This is a genomic window from Wenxinia saemankumensis (assembly GCF_900141735.1).
GTDB lineage: Bacteria > Pseudomonadota > Alphaproteobacteria > Rhodobacterales > Rhodobacteraceae > Wenxinia > Wenxinia saemankumensis.
On record NZ_FQYO01000009.1, the window covers coordinates 14761 to 30323 of the forward strand.

General features: G+C 65.3%; 23 protein-coding genes. 8 read left to right on the forward strand and 15 right to left on the reverse strand.

Features of this window, described 5'->3' with window-relative positions; genetic code table 11:
* Positions 1 to 370: 370 nt before the first annotated feature.
* The 3 genes from BUE30_RS16945 (at position 371) to BUE30_RS16955 (ending at position 1621) form a co-directional block, all read left to right on the forward strand.
* Positions 371 to 592, forward strand: coding sequence for a type II toxin-antitoxin system CcdA family antitoxin (locus BUE30_RS16945; RefSeq protein WP_073334301.1), 222 nt, complete (start codon positions 371 to 373; stop codon positions 590 to 592).
* Complete coding sequence (locus BUE30_RS16950) at positions 543 to 896, forward strand: CcdB family protein (protein WP_244526403.1); 354 nt, start codon at positions 543 to 545, stop codon at positions 894 to 896. Before BUE30_RS16945 ends, BUE30_RS16950 begins: the two co-directional genes overlap by 50 nt.
* A 419-nt stretch (positions 897 to 1315) precedes the next feature.
* Complete coding sequence (locus tag BUE30_RS16955; protein ID WP_139300613.1) at positions 1316 to 1621, forward strand: four-carbon acid sugar kinase family protein; 306 nt, start codon at positions 1316 to 1318, stop codon at positions 1619 to 1621.
* A 43-nt stretch (positions 1622 to 1664) separates the two neighbouring features.
* On the opposite strand, the gene BUE30_RS16960 is transcribed toward BUE30_RS16955, so the two are convergent.
* The 8 genes from BUE30_RS16960 to BUE30_RS17970 form a co-directional block, all read right to left on the reverse strand.
* The gene (locus BUE30_RS16960) at positions 1665 to 1916 is read right to left on the reverse strand and encodes a hypothetical protein (RefSeq protein WP_073334304.1); all 252 of its coding nucleotides are present in this window, start codon (positions 1914 to 1916) and stop codon (positions 1665 to 1667) included.
* Between the two features lie 723 nt (positions 1917 to 2639).
* Positions 2640 to 3137 carry an OsmC family protein gene (locus BUE30_RS16965; protein ID WP_073334306.1) on the reverse strand — a complete coding sequence of 166 codons (498 nt, stop codon included), beginning with the start codon at positions 3135 to 3137 and terminating at the stop codon, positions 2640 to 2642.
* A complete protein-coding gene (kce, locus tag BUE30_RS16970) occupies positions 3137 to 4060 on the reverse strand; it encodes a 3,5-dioxohexanoate:acetyl-CoA acetone transferase (protein ID WP_073334308.1) in 924 nt (307 codons plus the stop codon). The genes BUE30_RS16965 and kce overlap by 1 nt, the downstream gene beginning before the upstream one ends.
* 3 nt (positions 4061 to 4063) lie before the next feature.
* Complete coding sequence (locus tag BUE30_RS16975; RefSeq protein WP_073334310.1) at positions 4064 to 4840, reverse strand: cyclase family protein; 777 nt, start codon at positions 4838 to 4840, stop codon at positions 4064 to 4066.
* A 13-nt stretch (positions 4841 to 4853) separates the two neighbouring features.
* Positions 4854 to 6164 (reverse strand): TRAP transporter large permease, encoded by a 1311-nt coding sequence (locus tag BUE30_RS16980; protein ID WP_073334312.1) that lies wholly within the window; start codon positions 6162 to 6164, stop codon positions 4854 to 4856.
* Positions 6161 to 6682: a TRAP transporter small permease subunit gene (locus BUE30_RS16985; RefSeq protein ID WP_073334314.1), complete on the reverse strand. Its 522-nt coding sequence runs from the start codon at positions 6680 to 6682 to the stop codon at positions 6161 to 6163. Before BUE30_RS16985 ends, BUE30_RS16980 begins: the two co-directional genes overlap by 4 nt.
* Before the next feature lie 4 nt (positions 6683 to 6686).
* Positions 6687 to 7742 (reverse strand): C4-dicarboxylate TRAP transporter substrate-binding protein, encoded by a 1056-nt coding sequence (locus tag BUE30_RS16990; RefSeq protein WP_073334316.1) that lies wholly within the window; start codon positions 7740 to 7742, stop codon positions 6687 to 6689.
* Positions 7743 to 7764: 22 nt separating this feature from the next.
* Positions 7765 to 8403, reverse strand: a complete 639-nt coding sequence (locus tag BUE30_RS17970) for a TetR/AcrR family transcriptional regulator (protein ID WP_073334318.1) — start codon at positions 8401 to 8403, stop codon at positions 7765 to 7767.
* A gap of 319 nt (positions 8404 to 8722) precedes the next feature.
* On the opposite strand from BUE30_RS17970, the gene BUE30_RS17000 reads away from it, so the two are divergent.
* A complete protein-coding gene (locus BUE30_RS17000; RefSeq protein WP_073334320.1) occupies positions 8723 to 9043 on the forward strand; it encodes an H-NS histone family protein in 321 nt (106 codons plus the stop codon).
* Between the two features lie 16 nt (positions 9044 to 9059).
* Positions 9060 to 9443 (forward strand): hypothetical protein, encoded by a 384-nt coding sequence (locus tag BUE30_RS17685; protein WP_139300614.1) that lies wholly within the window; start codon positions 9060 to 9062, stop codon positions 9441 to 9443.
* Between the two features lie 196 nt (positions 9444 to 9639).
* On the opposite strand, the gene BUE30_RS17005 is transcribed toward BUE30_RS17685, so the two are convergent.
* From BUE30_RS17005 to BUE30_RS17025, 5 genes are all read right to left on the reverse strand, one after another.
* Complete coding sequence (locus tag BUE30_RS17005) at positions 9640 to 9882, reverse strand: type II toxin-antitoxin system Phd/YefM family antitoxin (RefSeq protein ID WP_073334322.1); 243 nt, start codon at positions 9880 to 9882, stop codon at positions 9640 to 9642.
* A 54-nt stretch (positions 9883 to 9936) separates the two neighbouring features.
* The gene (locus tag BUE30_RS17010) at positions 9937 to 10497 is read right to left on the reverse strand and encodes a 3'-5' exonuclease (RefSeq protein ID WP_073334324.1); all 561 of its coding nucleotides are present in this window, start codon (positions 10495 to 10497) and stop codon (positions 9937 to 9939) included.
* On the reverse strand, positions 10482 to 10976 hold the full coding sequence (locus tag BUE30_RS17015; protein ID WP_139300615.1) for a hypothetical protein: 495 nt from the start codon (positions 10974 to 10976) through the stop codon (positions 10482 to 10484). Before BUE30_RS17015 ends, BUE30_RS17010 begins: the two co-directional genes overlap by 16 nt.
* Before the next feature lie 131 nt (positions 10977 to 11107).
* Positions 11108 to 11452, reverse strand: coding sequence for a TA system antitoxin ParD family protein (locus BUE30_RS17020; protein WP_073334328.1), 345 nt, complete (start codon positions 11450 to 11452; stop codon positions 11108 to 11110).
* A 91-nt stretch (positions 11453 to 11543) separates the two neighbouring features.
* Entirely contained in the window at positions 11544 to 11864 is a 321-nt protein-coding gene (locus BUE30_RS17025; protein WP_073334330.1) for a hypothetical protein, read from the reverse strand.
* 114 nt (positions 11865 to 11978) lie between these two features.
* Here BUE30_RS17025 and BUE30_RS17030 point away from each other — a divergent pair, with 114 nt between their 5' ends.
* Entirely contained in the window at positions 11979 to 12404 is a 426-nt protein-coding gene (locus BUE30_RS17030) for an antitoxin Xre/MbcA/ParS toxin-binding domain-containing protein (protein ID WP_073334332.1), read from the forward strand.
* Positions 12405 to 12463: 59 nt separating this feature from the next.
* On the opposite strand, the gene BUE30_RS17035 is transcribed toward BUE30_RS17030, so the two are convergent.
* Together BUE30_RS17035 and BUE30_RS17040 are read right to left on the reverse strand one after the other, a co-directional pair.
* Positions 12464 to 12745, reverse strand: a complete 282-nt coding sequence (locus BUE30_RS17035; protein WP_139300617.1) for a hypothetical protein — start codon at positions 12743 to 12745, stop codon at positions 12464 to 12466.
* A gap of 21 nt (positions 12746 to 12766) precedes the next feature.
* Positions 12767 to 13327, reverse strand: coding sequence for a peptidoglycan-binding domain-containing protein (locus BUE30_RS17040; protein ID WP_073334335.1), 561 nt, complete (start codon positions 13325 to 13327; stop codon positions 12767 to 12769).
* A gap of 1082 nt (positions 13328 to 14409) precedes the next feature.
* Between BUE30_RS17040 and BUE30_RS17050 the strand changes: the two genes are divergently transcribed.
* A complete protein-coding gene (locus BUE30_RS17050; RefSeq protein ID WP_139300618.1) occupies positions 14410 to 15096 on the forward strand; it encodes a PDDEXK family nuclease in 687 nt (228 codons plus the stop codon).
* A 76-nt stretch (positions 15097 to 15172) separates the two neighbouring features.
* Positions 15173 to 15517: a hypothetical protein gene (locus BUE30_RS17055; protein ID WP_139300619.1), complete on the forward strand. Its 345-nt coding sequence runs from the start codon at positions 15173 to 15175 to the stop codon at positions 15515 to 15517.
* The last annotated feature ends 46 nt before the right edge of the window (positions 15518 to 15563 follow it).

Below are 15563 nucleotides of genomic sequence, written 5' to 3' on the forward strand. Positions count from 1 at the left end.
ATCGCTGATCTCCACTGCGCCAAGGTCGGCGCGGCCTTCGGCGCGCGCCATGGTTGAAATTCGCAGGCTTGTGTCCGGCGCCACCATCCGTTGCACGCCAGAGGGCGGGATGAGCTACGACCGGGAGGTGGGCGGCTGAAATCTGATGAACGGGCGGGTCGTCGGCGAGGTCTTGATCGCCGGTGGTTTCTGCAGACGCTGGCTCTGGAGAGGCTTCCGTCTGACCTAGGATCCGCCGCCAGTCTGGATCTCCGACAAATACGCAGGTTAACGCTCCGCCCTCAGATCTTGGATCGTCGCCGCACGGTCCGGCAGGATCTTGCCCCACTTTAAAGACAGGTGATACGCCTCAAGCTCTCGGGAGCCTGCCATGCCCCGCATCAAAGTCAGTCTGACACTCGACACCGACGTGGCCGCGACGGCGCGGTCACAGGGCCCCGATATGTCGCGCCTTTCGGAGGCCGCGATTGTCGCTGCTGCGAGGACCGAACGCAACCGCCTGTGGCGGGCTGAGAACCGGTCGTCGATCGACGCATATTGCGATGAGATCGCGCGCGAGGGCCTGCCGCTCACAGCCTATCGCAGCTTTTAGTTCAGGTAGCGGCTACCGTAGAAAAACTGTATCGGCTCGAAAGCGGGTAGCTGGTTGTGGACCTGCAGACCCACCTGATCGGCATCATCGCTCGCGCGTGGTTGCGCCACTGCGCGATGATGGACGCTATCCGGCCTTTCCCGGCCTGACACCGGCTAACGAAATCAGCGGGACGATGTGGATCGCCCGGGTGCAGGAGCTGGCTGCCGTTCCCGAAACGGAGTTGCGGAGGCGAGTTGAATCGCTGTCGGAGAATCGGGACACTCTGAAGCGTGCGCTGGACATCCTGATCAACGGGGTGTGACCGGTCGCGCATGGGGGGGCCGCGTGCCTTCACCGCGTGTGCTCTGCCCTGCAATTCAACGTAGCAACCTCTGATCAGCAGGGATTCATCGATGTGGGGAAGCCTCAACGATACCGGAATAGGTCTACGCGGGGTTCTCCCCACCGAATTGCTTCTACATCCGGGCGGATGGTATCCGTCGACCCGCGCAGGCGGGTGATCGCAGCCCGTAACCGAGAGCCGCTGGGGCAGGCCTGCGATTGCCCAGGCGGTTAGGCGGTTGATCCGGCGGTAAACCTCCGCCGGAGCCCATGCGGCCCCGTCGAGGTGGTCCTGCGCGCCGGGGTGGGGCTTCGGCTCCGCCCCGGGTCATGGCGCAGAAAAATCCTGTCGAGGGCCGACCGATCCGGCGTCTGCCGAAAAACCGCGGATGGATGAGCATGAGTTCCGATCACGACACTCCCGGCCTCGGGGATCTCTCTGCCAAGACCGAAAGTGACCTGCGCGATCTCATTGCTGCGGTCGAACGGCACTGGGATAAAATCGGTTGGCCGACCGAAGTCGTGAACGTTGACCTGTCCAGTATGTCGGGGGAGGAAGTCCTTGAACGAATGGAGGCAGTCCTGCGTGAGCGCGGGATCAAGGTGTTGTCCGTCGATCTGATCCGGGCGGATCGCGATCGCGACGGCCCGCTGGAGTTGGGCGTCATCGCCCGGGTGCTCGCGCTGGCATCGCCGGGTTCATGATCGGTGCCATCGACCGGAGCGCCGCGCCGAGGGGCACCGTTCCTCAACGGAAGTCGATCATCTCCTCGGTGACCGCTTCATAGGCTCCGGCCGGTCCGGCAGCGCCGACATGACCGGCGCACCAGGCTTCGAGATGTCTCCTTACGAGCATCATGTCGTCGAGATCGCCCCCGGTGATGCAGTCCAGTGGGGCGCGCCGTCTTTCGCCGCCACTGATCCGACCGTGGCGAAGCCAGTCCCTCGCCTCGGCGCCCGGGGAGAACATCACCTGAAGGGCGGCGTGGATGCCGAGCATCGCGGAGATCCTGAGAAGGACCTCCCGAGGCAGAACGATCTCAGCGAGGGGCAGCGCCGCTGCCGTCCATGCACGATAGACCTTTTCCGAAGGCGCCCCGAGGCAGGATGCCCGTTGTCCCTCTGACAGCGCCCAACTGTCCGAGATCGCGAGGAACCCACGAATATCAGCTCCGCTGATATGCGGCTCGACTAGGTCAGATAGCTCCATGCCCCAAGCTTACCCACCAGATGACCGATCTCCAACAACGTCCTCGAGATAGCAGCCGGGCATGGCGGTGACCTCGGCCGATGCCGGGGCTGTCTCAATGATGGTCTCCTAGCCGGACGCGACGCGCAAGCTGACAGTCTGGACGTTCCGTATATGTTCCGAGTCGATGCCCTACGAGCCGCGAATCCTCGGACTACGCTTCCAGATCCGCATCCGGGATCTGACAGCCGCCGATGTCGTGCGCATGTCCTGCCCGGCCTGCGGCCATCGCTTCGCGGTCGCACCACATGTTTTGCTGTCGCGGTTTCCCGATCACCTGACGCTCGTCAGCCTCGAACCCCGAATGCGCTGCACGCGATGCCCGCATCGAGGCGGGATGGGCTGGTCAATCGAGCGGGCCGTTCCGCCCGTGCGCGGCATCGTCCCCTAACGGCGCTGAAATCCCCGCTACCCCTCGAGCTGAGTTCGGGCTCGAACGTAGACGTCGAGGAAGGGCGGGGGATGCCAGTCTTCTCAGCAGTCATCCGCATCGATCCAGTCGTTTCCGTCCCGGAGACGATGCCGGATCGTGTTCATGCGGCCCAGCGTCTGTTCGAGAAAACAGCCCTTCTTCGCCGCCGCGATCAGGGCCAGCTGATCTTCACGGGTGGAACTGCTGTCGAGCAGGATGTCGATCTCGAAGCTCTTCGGCGCGGTCTCGTAGGTGCGTCCCGTCGGGGTCCAGGTCCACACGACCCGCGTCTCGACCCGAAGGTCGGTGACGTCCACCTTGAGGCGCTTCGCGAAGGCGCGCATCTGGGTCATGATGCAGCCCGTCAGACCTCCAACGAACAGCGCCAGCGGGGGCGGGGCGGTTGCGTCGCCGCCGTGGAAAGGTCCCTCGTCGCTGGCAAGCGTGAAGTGCTCCTCCATGGGGCTCGTCATGCTCACATCGAGCTCGTTGCGCATCTTGCCGGTGGCGGTCCCGACGCAGCTGAAGGCGACCTCCTGCGGGGTGGTGGGAAAGCTCATCAGAAGGCGACCTTGTCCGCGCCCTTGAGGCCGAGCATGTCTCGGGCCTCGTCCGGGGTCGCGGGCTCGTTGCCCTGCTCGCGCAGGATGCGCACGATCTTCTCGACCTGCTGCGCGTTCGACGTCGCGGGCACGCCGCGCTCGATGAAGATCGAATCCTCAAGGCCGACCCTGCAATGCCCGCCCATCTGCGCGGCGAGCGCAGCCATCTTCATCTGCTGGGCGCCGGCGCCGATGACTGACCACTGGTAGCTGTTTCCGAAGAGACGGTCGGCGGTGCGCTTCATGAAGACGAGGTTGTCCACCTCGGCCGCGATGCCGCCCAGGATGCCCATGACGAACTGCAGGAAGATCGGCGCCTTGAACATGCCCCGGTCAAGGCAGAACTTAAGGTTGTAGAGGTGCCCCACGTCGTAGCATTCGTGCTCGAACTTCACGTCGTGGGGGGCAAGCTTCGCGGCCACCTGGGCGATGTCGCCGAAGGTGTTGCGGAAGATGTTGTTCTCGGAGCCGCGGATGTAAACTTCTTCCCAGTCGTGCTTGTAGTCCGACATCCGGTCCGCAAGCGGGTGGATCGCGAAGTTGAGCGAGCCCATGTTCATCGAGCACATCTCGGGCGAAGCGGCGTAGGCCGGGGCGAGCCGTTCGTCGATGGTTGCCGTGAGGCTGCCGCCGGTGGAGATGTTGACGATGGCGTCGGTCTCCGCCCGGATTCGCGGCAGAAATTCCATGAAGTGGGCCGGATCGATCGAGGGTGCGCCGGTTTCCGGGTGGCGCGCATGCAGATGCAGGATCGCGGCACCGGCCCTGGCGGCGGCAATGGCCTGCTCGGCGATCATGTCGGAGTTGACCGGCAGGGCATCCGACATCGTCGGCGTGTGGATCGCGCCTGTGATGGCGCAGGTGATGATGGTCTTGGGCATGTCTCAGTCCTCCAGGATGGCGACGGCGCGGACGAAGCCTGCGGAGGCGCCCTTGATCTTGAACGGGAAGCAGGAGACCGTGAATCCGGTCGATGGCAGCTCGGCGAGGTTGGCCAGCTTCTCGATGTGGCAGTAGCCGATCACCATCGAGGCGCGGTGGCCCTCCCAGATGATCGACGGATCCCCTTCTTCGGCAAAACGCCCGGCAGTGATCGAGAACGGGGCGTCCCAGCTCCAGGCGTCGGTGCCGGTGACGCGCACGCCCTGGTTCAGCAGATGCAGCGTTGCGTCCCGACCCATGCCGCAGCCCTTGCCGAGGTAATCGGGCCGACCGTAGGCCTCTCCGGCGGAGGTGTTGACAAGGACGATGTCCCGCTCGTGCAGTGTATGGCCGATGCGGTCCAGTTCCGCGTCGATCTCGTCCGGGGTCACGACATGCCCGTCGGGCAGGTGGCGGAAATCCAGCTTCACCCCTGGCGCCAGGCACCAGTCCAGCGGCACCTCGTCGATGGTGATGGCCCGGGCGCCGCCGCTCATGGTCGAATGGTGATGGTAGGGCGCGTCGAGATGCGTGCCGTTATGGGTCCAGATCGTAAGCTTCTCGACCGCCCAGCCCTCGCCGCCGGGAAGCTGGTCGGGACGCAGCCCCGGAAAGTAGCCCGCCATCTGCCCGGCCGTGGCCTTGTGGTCGAAATACTCGATCTGCGGGAGCATGGCCGGCGGGTCCGAAGCGATGTCGGCCTCGAGGGCGACGGACAGGTCGATGAGTCGTCGGGACATGGGGTAGTCCTCCTCAGCGGCCGACGAGGCCGAGCGATATGACGGGAAAGGCGATGACGAGCGCCAACGCCAGCAGCATCAGGCCGACGAAGGGCAGGGCGCCGAGGAAGATGTCCCAGATCGACACCTCCTCGTCCGCCAGCGTGGCGTGGATCACGTAGACCGAGATGCCGAACGGCGGCGTCAGTAGCCCGATCTCGACGGCGATCACCGTGACGATTCCGAACCAGACGAGGTCGATCCCCATCGGTTGCACGATCGGCAGCATCAGCGGCACCAGGATCAGCATGATCGACGAGCTGTCGAGGATCATGCCCAGCAGGATTGTGATGCTGACATAGAGCAGCACCAGTCCCAGCCAGCCGAGATCCGCGTCGGCGGCGAGCGCCCCGAACCCGGCCGGCACGCCCGAGAAGGCGAGCATCCGGGAATACATCTGCGCCGCGATGATGAGGAAGCAGACCGAGGCCGTCACCAGCCCGGTCTCGACCAGCACGCGCCAGAGCGCGGTGAGGCTCAGCGAGCGCTTGACCAGACCGATGGCCAGCGCGCCGAGCGCCCCGATGGCGCCCGCCTCGACCGGGGTGAACCAGCCAGCGTAGATCCCGCCCAGAACCAGCCCGATCAGGGCGGTGATCGGCAGGGCCTTGGTTACGAGCTCGCCCGGCGTGAGGGCGGGGGTGTCGTCCTCTTCCACCGCGCCGACGAAAGTGGGGGTGAAGGTCGCCATGGCAACCACGCCGACACCGAAAAGCACGGCCAGCAGCAACCCCGGACCGACGCCCGCGAGGAAGAGGTCGCCGATGCTCTGCTCGGTTAGAAGGCCGTAGAGGATGAGCAGGAGGCTCGGTGGGATCAGCATGCCGAGGACGGAACTGCCGGCCACTGTGCCCGCGGCGAAGCGCGCCGAATAACCGTGGCGCCGCATCTGCGGCACGGCGATCTTGGTGAAGACCGCCGCCGAGGCGATCGAGACGCCGGTGATCGCGGCGAAGATCGCGCTCGCGCCGACGGTGCCCACCCCTAGCCCGCCGCGCACCCGCCGGAAGAGGGCATTCGCCACGTCGAAGGCGTCCCGGCCCAGACCTGTTTCGGCAACGATGAATCCCATGAGCACGAAGAGCGGGATGACCCCGAAGAAGTAGCTGGCGATGGCGTCGTTCGCCGCAAGACCCAGCATCGTGGCGGCAAGGGCGGGCGTGCCCTTGATCGCCCACATCCCGGCGAAGGAGCACAGGATGAGGGCGATCGGGACATAGAGTCCCGCGAGGACGAACACGCCCATACCCGCGAGCGCGAGAAGACCGATATCGAAGGGTGTCATGGAGTGGATCCGAACCGGCGCAGGATCCGCGCGGCGAACTGGAGGACAAGAAGCGAGCCGCCGAGGAGGATCGTCACCTTCACCGGCCAGACGGGAGCGGTGAAATTCCCCACCGCGCCGACGAAGACGGACATCTCCCAGGCCCGGACGAGGATCGGCCAGGTCGCGTAGACGATGGCCCCCACCACCGCGATGGCGGCGAGGTCGAAGACGGTCTCGATGACGCGGCCGAGACGCGGCGCACGCGCCGAGAGCGCCTTGATGAGGCTGTCGGACCGCGTCATGCGGCCCGAGCGCAGGGATTGCGGCGCCTGCAGGAAGACGATGGCCACGATCGACAGCGACACCATCTCGGGCACGCCGGGGATCGGCGCGTTCATCAGGTTGCGGCCCGCCACGTCCAGTCCGATCAGCAGGGTCAGACCGACGATGAGGAGCGAGCCGCAGACATTGGCCGCCAGCGTCGCCCGGTCGAGCCAGCGCAGAGGCGCCGGCTCGACCACGTTCGGTTCGGTCAAGCGATCACTCCTGGTCCCAGGCGCGGACGGGCTCCGCCCCTGCGGCCCGGATCGCCTCCATGTAGGCTTGCAGGATCTCGCTGCCCGGCCGGCCCTGATTATCCAGATCCGCGGCCCAGGTCGCCGCCGCGTTGTCCATTCCGGCCGCCCAGTCCTGTCGCAGCTGATCCGAGGCCTGCGTCACGGTGGCGCCCTCGGCTTCCATCGTGGTGATCGCCGTCTCGGCGGCGGCCTCGAGGCTGACGAGATACCAGTCCTGCGCCGCATCGGCACCGGTTTCGAGGGCCTGCTGGACGTTCGGCGTTAGGCCGTCCCACCATGCCTGGTTCACGCAGAGACCGCCCGCGAACTGCGCGCCGAGACCGAGCTGCGTGATGTAGGGAGCGACCTCGTGCAGCTTGCTCGGCAGAGCGGCGGAGCCGAACACGATCACGCCGTCGAACACGCCCGCCTTGATCTCGTTGTAATAGGTCGTGAGGTTCCCGGCGACACCCGTGGCTCCCGTGCCCGACAGCCAGTTGATGGCCGCGCCCGGCGCACCGATCTTGTGCCCCTCCAGGTCGGCCAGGAACTCCACCGGGAAGTTGGTCATCAGGAGGTAATCGTCGAGCGCCAGCGGCGCGCCGAGATAATGCACCCCGTTGTCCTCGTAGGCCTGCAGCATCCGGGGATCGTTCTGGTGCAGCTCGTCCATCACCTCGCTGACGAGGCGGGGCTCCGAGGTGACGAAGGGCGTGTAGTAGGTGACGTTCTGCTCGGCCAGCTTCGAGGGATCGAAGAGCGACTGGCAGACGCCGATCTCGGCCAGGCCGGATTCCACGGCCTCCAGCTCCTCACCGACACCGGCGACCGCGCCGCCATAAAGCCCGGTGAAGCTGATCGTGTCCTCGGTGCCCTCGAGCGCGGCTTCCACGGCCGGAACGAAGGCTGCGTCGATCATCTGCACCCAGCGGAAGACGGGCGGGTGCCCGGCAACCACGGTCGCCGTGAAGCTCTCGGCATGGCCGAGCGCGGGCAGGGCGGCGAGCGTTGCCGCCGCGAGTGTCAGTTGGGGTTTCATCCTGGTCTCCTCCCTGGATATGTCAGTCCGGCCGTTCCTCTTGCCGGCGTTCTAGTGCTTCGATGCCGCCGCGCGCGAATCGCGTGATCCGCGCGACGATCTCTTCCTCCGTCAGGAGCGCGTCGCGCCCCATCAATCGTTCAGTCCGCCCGTCGCGGGCGATGACCGAGATCAGCGTTCCGAGCGTCATGGTGTAGGCGAGCCCGGCCGCATCCCGGCCGATGCCGGCTGCCGCGCCGATTGCCTCGACGAAGCGGAGGGCGATGGGGTCGTAGGTCTCGCGGACCAGGGCCTGATCGCGCTCCTGTCCGACGATCAAGCCGGCGAAGATGCGGGCATAGGCCCGGCCGCCCCCTGACGGACCCAGTGGGGGGCGGACGAGCGCCGCGATCACGCCGTCGATTGCATCGGCGTCGGACATCCGCACCGCGTCCAGCAAGTTCATCCGCTCTTCGTTGATCGCCTGCGACCGCCGGCGAACGACTTCCTGATAGAGCCGGTCCTTGGTGCCGTAGTGGTAATGCAGGAGGGCGGTGGAAACGCCAGCGCGGGCCGCGATCGCCTTCATCCCGGCCCCAGCGAAGCCGCCGAGCGAGAATTCCTGCTCAGCCGCGTCGAGGATCGCGACGATGTTGTCCGAGATGACGAAGCTGTCGTGCAACGGGTTACGGCCCTGACTGATCGTTCAGTCAGTCATAGGCGACGATGGGGAGCCCGCGCAAGGGGTTCGATGATCTTCCCTACGACGGGCCGAATATCGCCAATATTCCCGCAAGTGTTCTTTGTAGGCGATCGTCTGATAAACTACCTATCTTTTTTTCACGAGACGAAACATGCTTTAGCCTCCCTTTTTTGAGAACGGGCCTGCGCTGTGTGCAAGCAGAAAAGCCGGTCGTGTCGGCGAGTCCTCTTTCGGATGACTTGACACCAATCTCTAAAGCGTGGTTTCGGATTGTGAACTTCAATTAATGGGACGGACAATGGCGACGATCGACCTCGACAAGATGGACCTCCAGGAGCTGCGCGACCTGCGCAAGAAGCTCGACAAGACGATCGAGAATTACGAGACCCGAAAGCGCCAGGATGCGCTTGCCGCAGCCGAAAATGCCGCGAAGGAGAACGGTTTCAGCCTGAGCGAACTCATGGGCGAGAAGAAGGGCGGGGCGGCGAGATCGGCAAACCCTCCGAAGTTTCGCCATCCCGAAAACCCGGAGCAGACCTGGACGGGCAAGGGCCGGCAGCCGGGCTGGATCAAGGAAGCGCTCGACGGCGGCGCCTCGCTCGAGGATTTCCGGATCTAGCAGCTTCAGACAGCGATTGGCATTCGAGACCGGTCTCGACAGAACTTGGGTGGTCTCTGTGCGCGAAGATGACAAGCGAGCGGAACATCTCGGCTGGATCGAATTGGCGCTCCGAGCGGCGAACCCGGATCTGCCCGGTCTGTCCCTGGCCGGGCTGGCTCACTACGGCACATCGGGCGATCTCGCCTTCGTCGAAGTTCTCGGTGTCGCGGACGACCGCGATCGACGCCGTGACCTTCGAGCGGAGGCGAGCCGCCTCATGGAGCGCCTCGGTCACAGGGTCGAACTCATTCCGGGACGGGACGTTTACGATCTGAAGCCGATCCCGCCCTCGGCGCCGGATGAAGTGGCGCACGGGCTTCGAGATCTTATGGCGTCATCAGGGAGAGCGAGGGATTGAAGCGCCGCTCGATGAAGTCGGTGGCTATTCGTCAACCCATTATCCTGAATGCCTATGCGAGATCCGAACCGCAAACGGCAGGCAGCCCGGCTGGATCATGGTCGCGATCAAAGGCGCCGCCGCCCTCAAGCCCCATGCAATCCGGTGGGCCCTTTCCCGCTGGGGCCGCCAGTTTCAGTAGCATCCAAGCTCTTTATCATGAGCCTTCGCTGTCGCCCTCGGCATTGGTTTGGTCGATTGACGCCGGATGCTGCCCGGCGTTTACCAGATTGCCACGATGGCGCAACTTCTTCTGGAGAAGGGAGAATTCCTCGGCCGAAACGATCACGACCTCCGCCCCGTCCTCCCGAGTGACGTAGACCTGCGCACGATCGCGAACGACCCGATCGACGATGTCTTCTAGCGCGGCCTGCGCATCCTGGAATGTCATGACGTCCATTCTGCCTACTTTCTCCTATGGCCAGCCGAGCCCCGCTCGACGGCTACGCCTCGCCTATGAACGCGGGGCCTGCGACCGGATCACCTCGGAGTGGCGCAATGCCTTCAGCCATCCGCGAGCGAGCCGCGCCGTGTCCGGTCCCGCGCGATGCGGGGGCGGCCTGCGCTCGACTGTCTCGTAGAGAAGGTCAAGCGCATAGCCGTCGAACATCGCGAACGACACGGCGTCGAACTCCTCGATCCGAACGCCCAGCGGACCGATGTCGAAGCCGAGGAGCCGCGACAGCCAGTGTGATTCGAACTCGGGCGCATCGGATACGAGATGCCTCAGGCCGAGTTGCCGGTTGAACTCGCGGGCGACCGACGGCCGCCCCGGTGCGTCTAGGATCTGCCTCATCTCGATGCCGTGGACCGCGGCGCTGGCAGGCGACCAGTCGTCCAGATCCCAGGCTGGATCCGGCCGGATCAGGGACGACCAGGTTCTGACTTCGCCGTCCTCGATCCACGATAGCCCGACCTCGATGGGCCAACTCGCCGGCGACAGGCTCGACGCTTCGAAGTCGAGAATGGCGAAGCGCTCGAGGGCGGCCTCGGGGGATGTTATGGTTCGACACATCCACCTGCCACGGGGACGTCGATCAGATGGGCAAGTCCCCGAAGATCGCGCCGCGCCCCTTCCACGGCCGCGATCGTCAGGTCGGTCCACCATGATCCATTTCGGATCTGGCGGAGGAGACGCTCGTGCGTCCCGATCGCGGGAATGGCGCGCCGATCCAGCAAGTCCTTGGCGATCGTATCGAGATCACCCTCGTCCTGAGGAGCGTCTGTCCCTCCCAGGAGAAGGACCAGTTCGATGTCGAACATCGACAGATCGAAGCGCAAGGCGTCGTCTCCCCCCAGGTCCGTCCCGCCCGGCAGGAGGGCAAGCGCCGTGATCTCGTCTTCCGCATCCGGGGTGAGGTCCGTCCAGGGCGCGGTGTTCGACTGCCACCTCCGGATGGCGTCGAGATGGGGGAGGGCGGCGGGGTGGGATGTGTCCAGTCCCACGACGAGGCGATAGACCTCGGTCAGCATGCTGTCGCGGGCGGCGGCCATCCCGGATCGGTCTTCTGCCCGTCTCCTGGTCATCTTGCTCTGCGCTTCACCCAGCGCCCTCGCGACCGTGAGGCGCGCCCTGACGGCGCCTTCTAGGTTCATAGACGACGCGGCTGCTAAAGCAGTCGAGGTCACCCCGACGTTCCTTCCGGATTGCCGGTCCCTTTGGACCGAAGCTGCTCACGCAGTTCCCGGAAGAACTCGATCTCGCCCGGCCCCGGCCGGGACATCAGCTCGATGAAGCGTTCCTCCCAGACGGCTCCCTCGACCGGCAGGAGCACGGCCGTATCGACCTTCGCGCTCAACGCACCTTGCACACGTTCCTCGTCGTAGAACCCGTCCAGCTCGGCCCGGCGACCGATACGGGCCCAGTGGCAAATCTGCTGTGAAAGGGTGCGTCCGGTCCTCTGTGCCTTCGAAGCAGCGGCACGGAAGAACCGGCGATCATCAAATGCAATGGAAAGGGTAGGCTTCATTCGATCACCACGGGATTGCGTTGCGACAGCTCGTTCGGGTGATCGCGAAGGGTTGCGGTTCATCTTCAAGATTTAAAGGCATGGGCCACGATTAGGCAAATCCTCCCCGATCTATCTCCTCGAAGTAATCAACGATCCAGCTCGCCCGTCCGGACCGGACCAGATCGCAGGGGGTGCGGCCGCCATATCCATCGAGCGGGCGGGTCAGATACCACGCCCTCAGAGAACGGCCGTTCCCGAAGCGCGTCGCTCCGAGCGCGAGGATGGACGTCACCGCCGTTCGGAGGTCAGGCGGAACGCGGGGGACCGAGCCGCCCGGCGGTGGGATGCTGCGCGCCACCATCTCTGCGGCATCCTCATGGCTGAGGTCAAAAGTCTCGCTGATGCTGATGACGAGGTCGGAATCGTTCATGGCCTACACCTCTCCCGATAACGCTGGGCCGCGGTAGCCGTGACCTCGGCCGCTCCGCCACGTTGGCCATCATAGGTCTAGGGCCTCGAACCGTCGTCGACTACAGTCGAGCTCATGGCATTTGAGAGCAACGGCACCGGCATCGCCCGCCTCCTCGGCCAAGAGGGGGCAGGCACTTTGCTCGGCATCGCTCTTCGCATCGAAGACGGGCTGCCGGTCTCGACGCTCGACCACCTGAGGAGGCAGGTCGGCGACCGGGTGTTCGACAGGGCCATACCTCATGCCACAGCCAGGCGGCTGCGGAGACGCGGCGGACGCCTTTCAGCTACGACCGGGGAGCGACTCTACAGGCTCGCGGTGGTCTACCTGCATGCGATGCGCATCTACCGTGATGACGCGTCGGCTGCTGGAGATTTCCTGCTCGCGCCTCACATGATGCTCCGGGATATGGTCCCGATCGATGTCGCCGTGGGTGGCAGCTCCGGTCGGGATGCCGTTCTCGAGGTTCTCGACGGACTGGAACAGAGCTTGTCAGCCTGATCGCCCATCTCAGGCGGCGTTCGAGGCCCACGCGCCTGCAGGACAGGTATCACCTCGCTTCAGCCCTCCTCTATCCGGCGGCAGCGGAACGTGTCCCCCGATTGCGGGGAGTGCCATGTCAGCCAGTCGGAGCCGTCGGCTTCGACCGTGACGACATAACCGTCCGTCATCACGATGCCCCACATCCGTCCCGGGACGATCTCCTCGAGCTGCGCATAGGTCAGCACCACGCCACCCTGGTCGTAGCCATCAGGCCGGAACGTCATCCTTGCCATCCCGTCGCAATCCCAGCTGCCCATGAAGGGCAGACCGGCCTCGAGCTCGACGGGTTCCGGCGGCACGATCATCGACCGCAGGACGATCTAGGCGAAGTCGGCGTCATCCAGGCGGACATCGTCGCCCTCTGCGGCCATCCGGCGGGCCCGTTCGATGATGGCGCCGCGGGTGCCGGGCCCGGTTTGTCCGTCGATCGCACCGTCATAGGTGCCGGCGTCGCGCAGCGCCTCCTGCAGCTGCATCGCCGCGGCCCCGCCGAGCCGCGCGAAGGCGGCGTCGATCGCGTCGATGTCCACGGCCAGCGCGGGCCCCACGACGCTGCCGGAGAATGCGCAGCTCGCCCCGTGCCACATCGTGCAACCCGGCCCCTCCGAGATCGTGATCCGGCCATCCGCGGACCGGGCGAGGTCCAGAGTGCAGCCCTCGCCGGTGAGGGTCGCAGTATCTCCGGAGCGTTCGAGGATGCCGGTGAAGCCACCCGAGCATCCCGGCGCGCCGATGCGGATGCTGGCGTGATCGCCCATCGTGCGGATGGTGCCGCGCGCGCCGTCGGTGACGATGTCCCAGTCCCCGCTCTCGAGGATCTGGGCCCTGGCGAGGCCGGGCAGCAGGGCGAGGGAGACGGCGAGGACGGCAGGGCGGATCATGGACGGGTCACTCCTACGATAGTCATACCCGGCCTACCGGACCGGGTGCGGCCCGGCCGGTCAATCCCCGACCCGGTGGATCATCGGACAGATCAATGGACCGTAGGCCGCGTTCACGGATCGCCCGGCCGGCCGTTGAACCGGGTTTTCTTCTTCGAAAGGTGGCGCGTTTGACCCGCCAGACGGCGGTAGAGGGCCGGGCGGTCCTCGAGGTCTAGCAGGGCTGCGTCGAGCATCCGGTGCTGGCGCCTCCCGGCTTCGTCAGTGGAAGCCCGGTCAGGGTGCGGCTGGACCGTTTCATGCCGTCGATCCAGCCAGTCTTCGAGGGCCCGGGGATCAATCATCCATCCTGCGCTCGCGTCACCGATGGCCGTGAGGTCACCAGACTCGATGGCGCTCAGGATCGCCGCTCTCTGACATCCTGCCCGTGCGGCCGCTTGGTCCGGGCTGAGGGGATCCTCCGACATGATCGGACGGTGGCCGACATGCGGTCGCCGGGTCAAGGGTGCTCAGTCAGGACCAGGCGCGGGGCTCCATTGCGAGGGATCAGCCGACGGGTATGCCGCAACGTCACCCTATCTGCGCCGACGGTCACCCTGCGGTGAAAACCGAAATTAAGGCTCGACGGCAGCGTCTGTCCTTCCTCCAGCACGGCACCCGACGCCCTCGTTCCTCAGTTTGCGAAAGCAACGAACGCTTCGATTCTCGCAAATGAAACAGACACTTGGACTCATCTCGCCGTGCCGTTACCACGCCTGCCAGCCGCCGCGCCGCCCCGTAATCCACAGGGGATCGAGCTCCAAGTGATTCTTACGACTCACTTTTTTCGCTCGGGTCCCGTAGGTTTCATCCTGCGAGCATGAAGAAGGAGATGCCAGCCACCTGACGACCGACCAAGAAAAAGCCGACCCGAAGGCCGGCCTATGTAGTCGGGACGGATCAAACCGCCGTTCTATGCAAGCCGTAAATGGCACGCGCACCTGAAATGCGCAAGCGGTTCGTTCCTTCCCGACGCCCTCATTCTCGGCGCACGCCCGTGCGCCGACGCTGAACGATTGCGCCGAAGAAAAGGATGACTGCGCATGACCGCTAATACGAACGGCCCTCCGGGGCCGCTGTCGAGCCGTGGCTGCCGCACGGTGAGGACGAAGACGAAGGGATCTGTCGTCGGACAGATGACGTTTGGGGAACTCGAAGGGGAGGGCCGGTGCCTGCAGTTCGAGAGCATGCTCGAACACAAGGTCGCGCTCGTTTCCCTCTACTTGCCCGGCGTGGTCGATGTCATCGACCAGGTCGGCCCGATCGAGTTCATCGATGCTGCCGGACGGCGGAAGAAGCACACGTTGGACTTCAATGTCGTGACCGTGACGAAGGGTGGAAAGCGCATCCGCACCGGTCTCGTCGTCAAGCCGCTCTTCAAAGCAGAGCGCGCGAAGTTCCGCGACGAGATCGAGCGGGTGGCCCGCGCGGCGGTGCCGAGCTTCGTCGACCGCGTCTGCATCGTGACGGAAGCGAATGTCTGCAAGCAGGCTCTTCTGCGGGCCGGCCAGCTGCATGGCGCGCGGCTGCCGGTGCCCGATATCGACGCGGTCCTCGGCTCGGCGCCTCTGTCGTCGACCTGGACGCCCATCGTTGACATGCTCGCATCGCTCGGCCTCGGCCCCGAAGGTTTCGCGGGCGTGCTGCGCCTCGTGATCCGCGGGGTGCTGTTGGTCGAGGCGCCGGGCCTGATCACTATGGCATCCCGCGTCATGATGAAGGCGCGCTGAGATGGCCGCGCCTTTTCGTGCCGCATCCCTTGCGGTTGGCACCCAATTCCGGTTGGCGGGAAGGGATGCCACGTGCTTGCAGGAGCTCGAGGATCAGCTGCTGATCGCCTGGAACGTCTATACCGACCCTGTGACCGGCGAGGTGACCCCGCCGACGACGGACATGATCCGGATGGAGGATGTGTCGCGGTTTTCCCGGTCGGGCGAGCTCGAGATCATCAGCCTGCCGACGCCGCCCGCATCGGCAGCAAGCCATCAGGAACGGATCGCACTCTCCCGACCAGACAGCGGCGCGACGGCGCGTGCGCTCTACCGGCAGAGTTACAACGACGCGGTGGAAGAGCTCGTCTCTCAGGGGGTCATCCCGGTCCGTGGAGTGCCCCCCGTTTCACCGGACAGCCTGGCTGGGGTTGAGCGCTGATCTGAACTCGACAGGCGAGCGCATGGCCAGCGCGGAATGTGGATGG

Coding starts and splice junctions, on each gene's coding strand:
- BUE30_RS16945 (WP_073334301.1), top strand. CDS start 371: ATGCCCCGCATCAAAGTCAGTCTGACACTCGACACCGACGTGGCCGCG.
- BUE30_RS16950 (WP_244526403.1), top strand. CDS start 543: ATGAGATCGCGCGCGAGGGCCTGCCGCTCACAGCCTATCGCAGCTTTT.
- BUE30_RS16955 (WP_139300613.1), top strand. CDS start 1,316: ATGAGTTCCGATCACGACACTCCCGGCCTCGGGGATCTCTCTGCCAAG.
- BUE30_RS16960 (WP_073334304.1), bottom strand. CDS start 1,916: ATGCTCGGCATCCACGCCGCCCTTCAGGTGATGTTCTCCCCGGGCGCC.
- BUE30_RS16965 (WP_073334306.1), bottom strand. CDS start 3,137: ATGAGCTTTCCCACCACCCCGCAGGAGGTCGCCTTCAGCTGCGTCGGG.
- kce (WP_073334308.1), bottom strand. CDS start 4,060: ATGCCCAAGACCATCATCACCTGCGCCATCACAGGCGCGATCCACACG.
- BUE30_RS16975 (WP_073334310.1), bottom strand. CDS start 4,840: ATGTCCCGACGACTCATCGACCTGTCCGTCGCCCTCGAGGCCGACATC.
- BUE30_RS16980 (WP_073334312.1), bottom strand. CDS start 6,164: ATGACACCCTTCGATATCGGTCTTCTCGCGCTCGCGGGTATGGGCGTG.
- BUE30_RS16990 (WP_073334316.1), bottom strand. CDS start 7,742: ATGAAACCCCAACTGACACTCGCGGCGGCAACGCTCGCCGCCCTGCCC.
- BUE30_RS17000 (WP_073334320.1), top strand. CDS start 8,723: ATGGCGACGATCGACCTCGACAAGATGGACCTCCAGGAGCTGCGCGAC.
- BUE30_RS17005 (WP_073334322.1), bottom strand. CDS start 9,882: ATGGACGTCATGACATTCCAGGATGCGCAGGCCGCGCTAGAAGACATC.
- BUE30_RS17010 (WP_073334324.1), bottom strand. CDS start 10,497: ATGTGTCGAACCATAACATCCCCCGAGGCCGCCCTCGAGCGCTTCGCC.
- BUE30_RS17015 (WP_139300615.1), bottom strand. CDS start 10,976: ATGGCCGCCGCCCGCGACAGCATGCTGACCGAGGTCTATCGCCTCGTC.
- BUE30_RS17020 (WP_073334328.1), bottom strand. CDS start 11,452: ATGAAGCCTACCCTTTCCATTGCATTTGATGATCGCCGGTTCTTCCGT.
- BUE30_RS17025 (WP_073334330.1), bottom strand. CDS start 11,864: ATGAACGATTCCGACCTCGTCATCAGCATCAGCGAGACTTTTGACCTC.
- BUE30_RS17030 (WP_073334332.1), top strand. CDS start 11,979: ATGGCATTTGAGAGCAACGGCACCGGCATCGCCCGCCTCCTCGGCCAA.
- BUE30_RS17040 (WP_073334335.1), bottom strand. CDS start 13,327: ATGATCCGCCCTGCCGTCCTCGCCGTCTCCCTCGCCCTGCTGCCCGGC.
- BUE30_RS17050 (WP_139300618.1), top strand. CDS start 14,410: ATGACCGCTAATACGAACGGCCCTCCGGGGCCGCTGTCGAGCCGTGGC.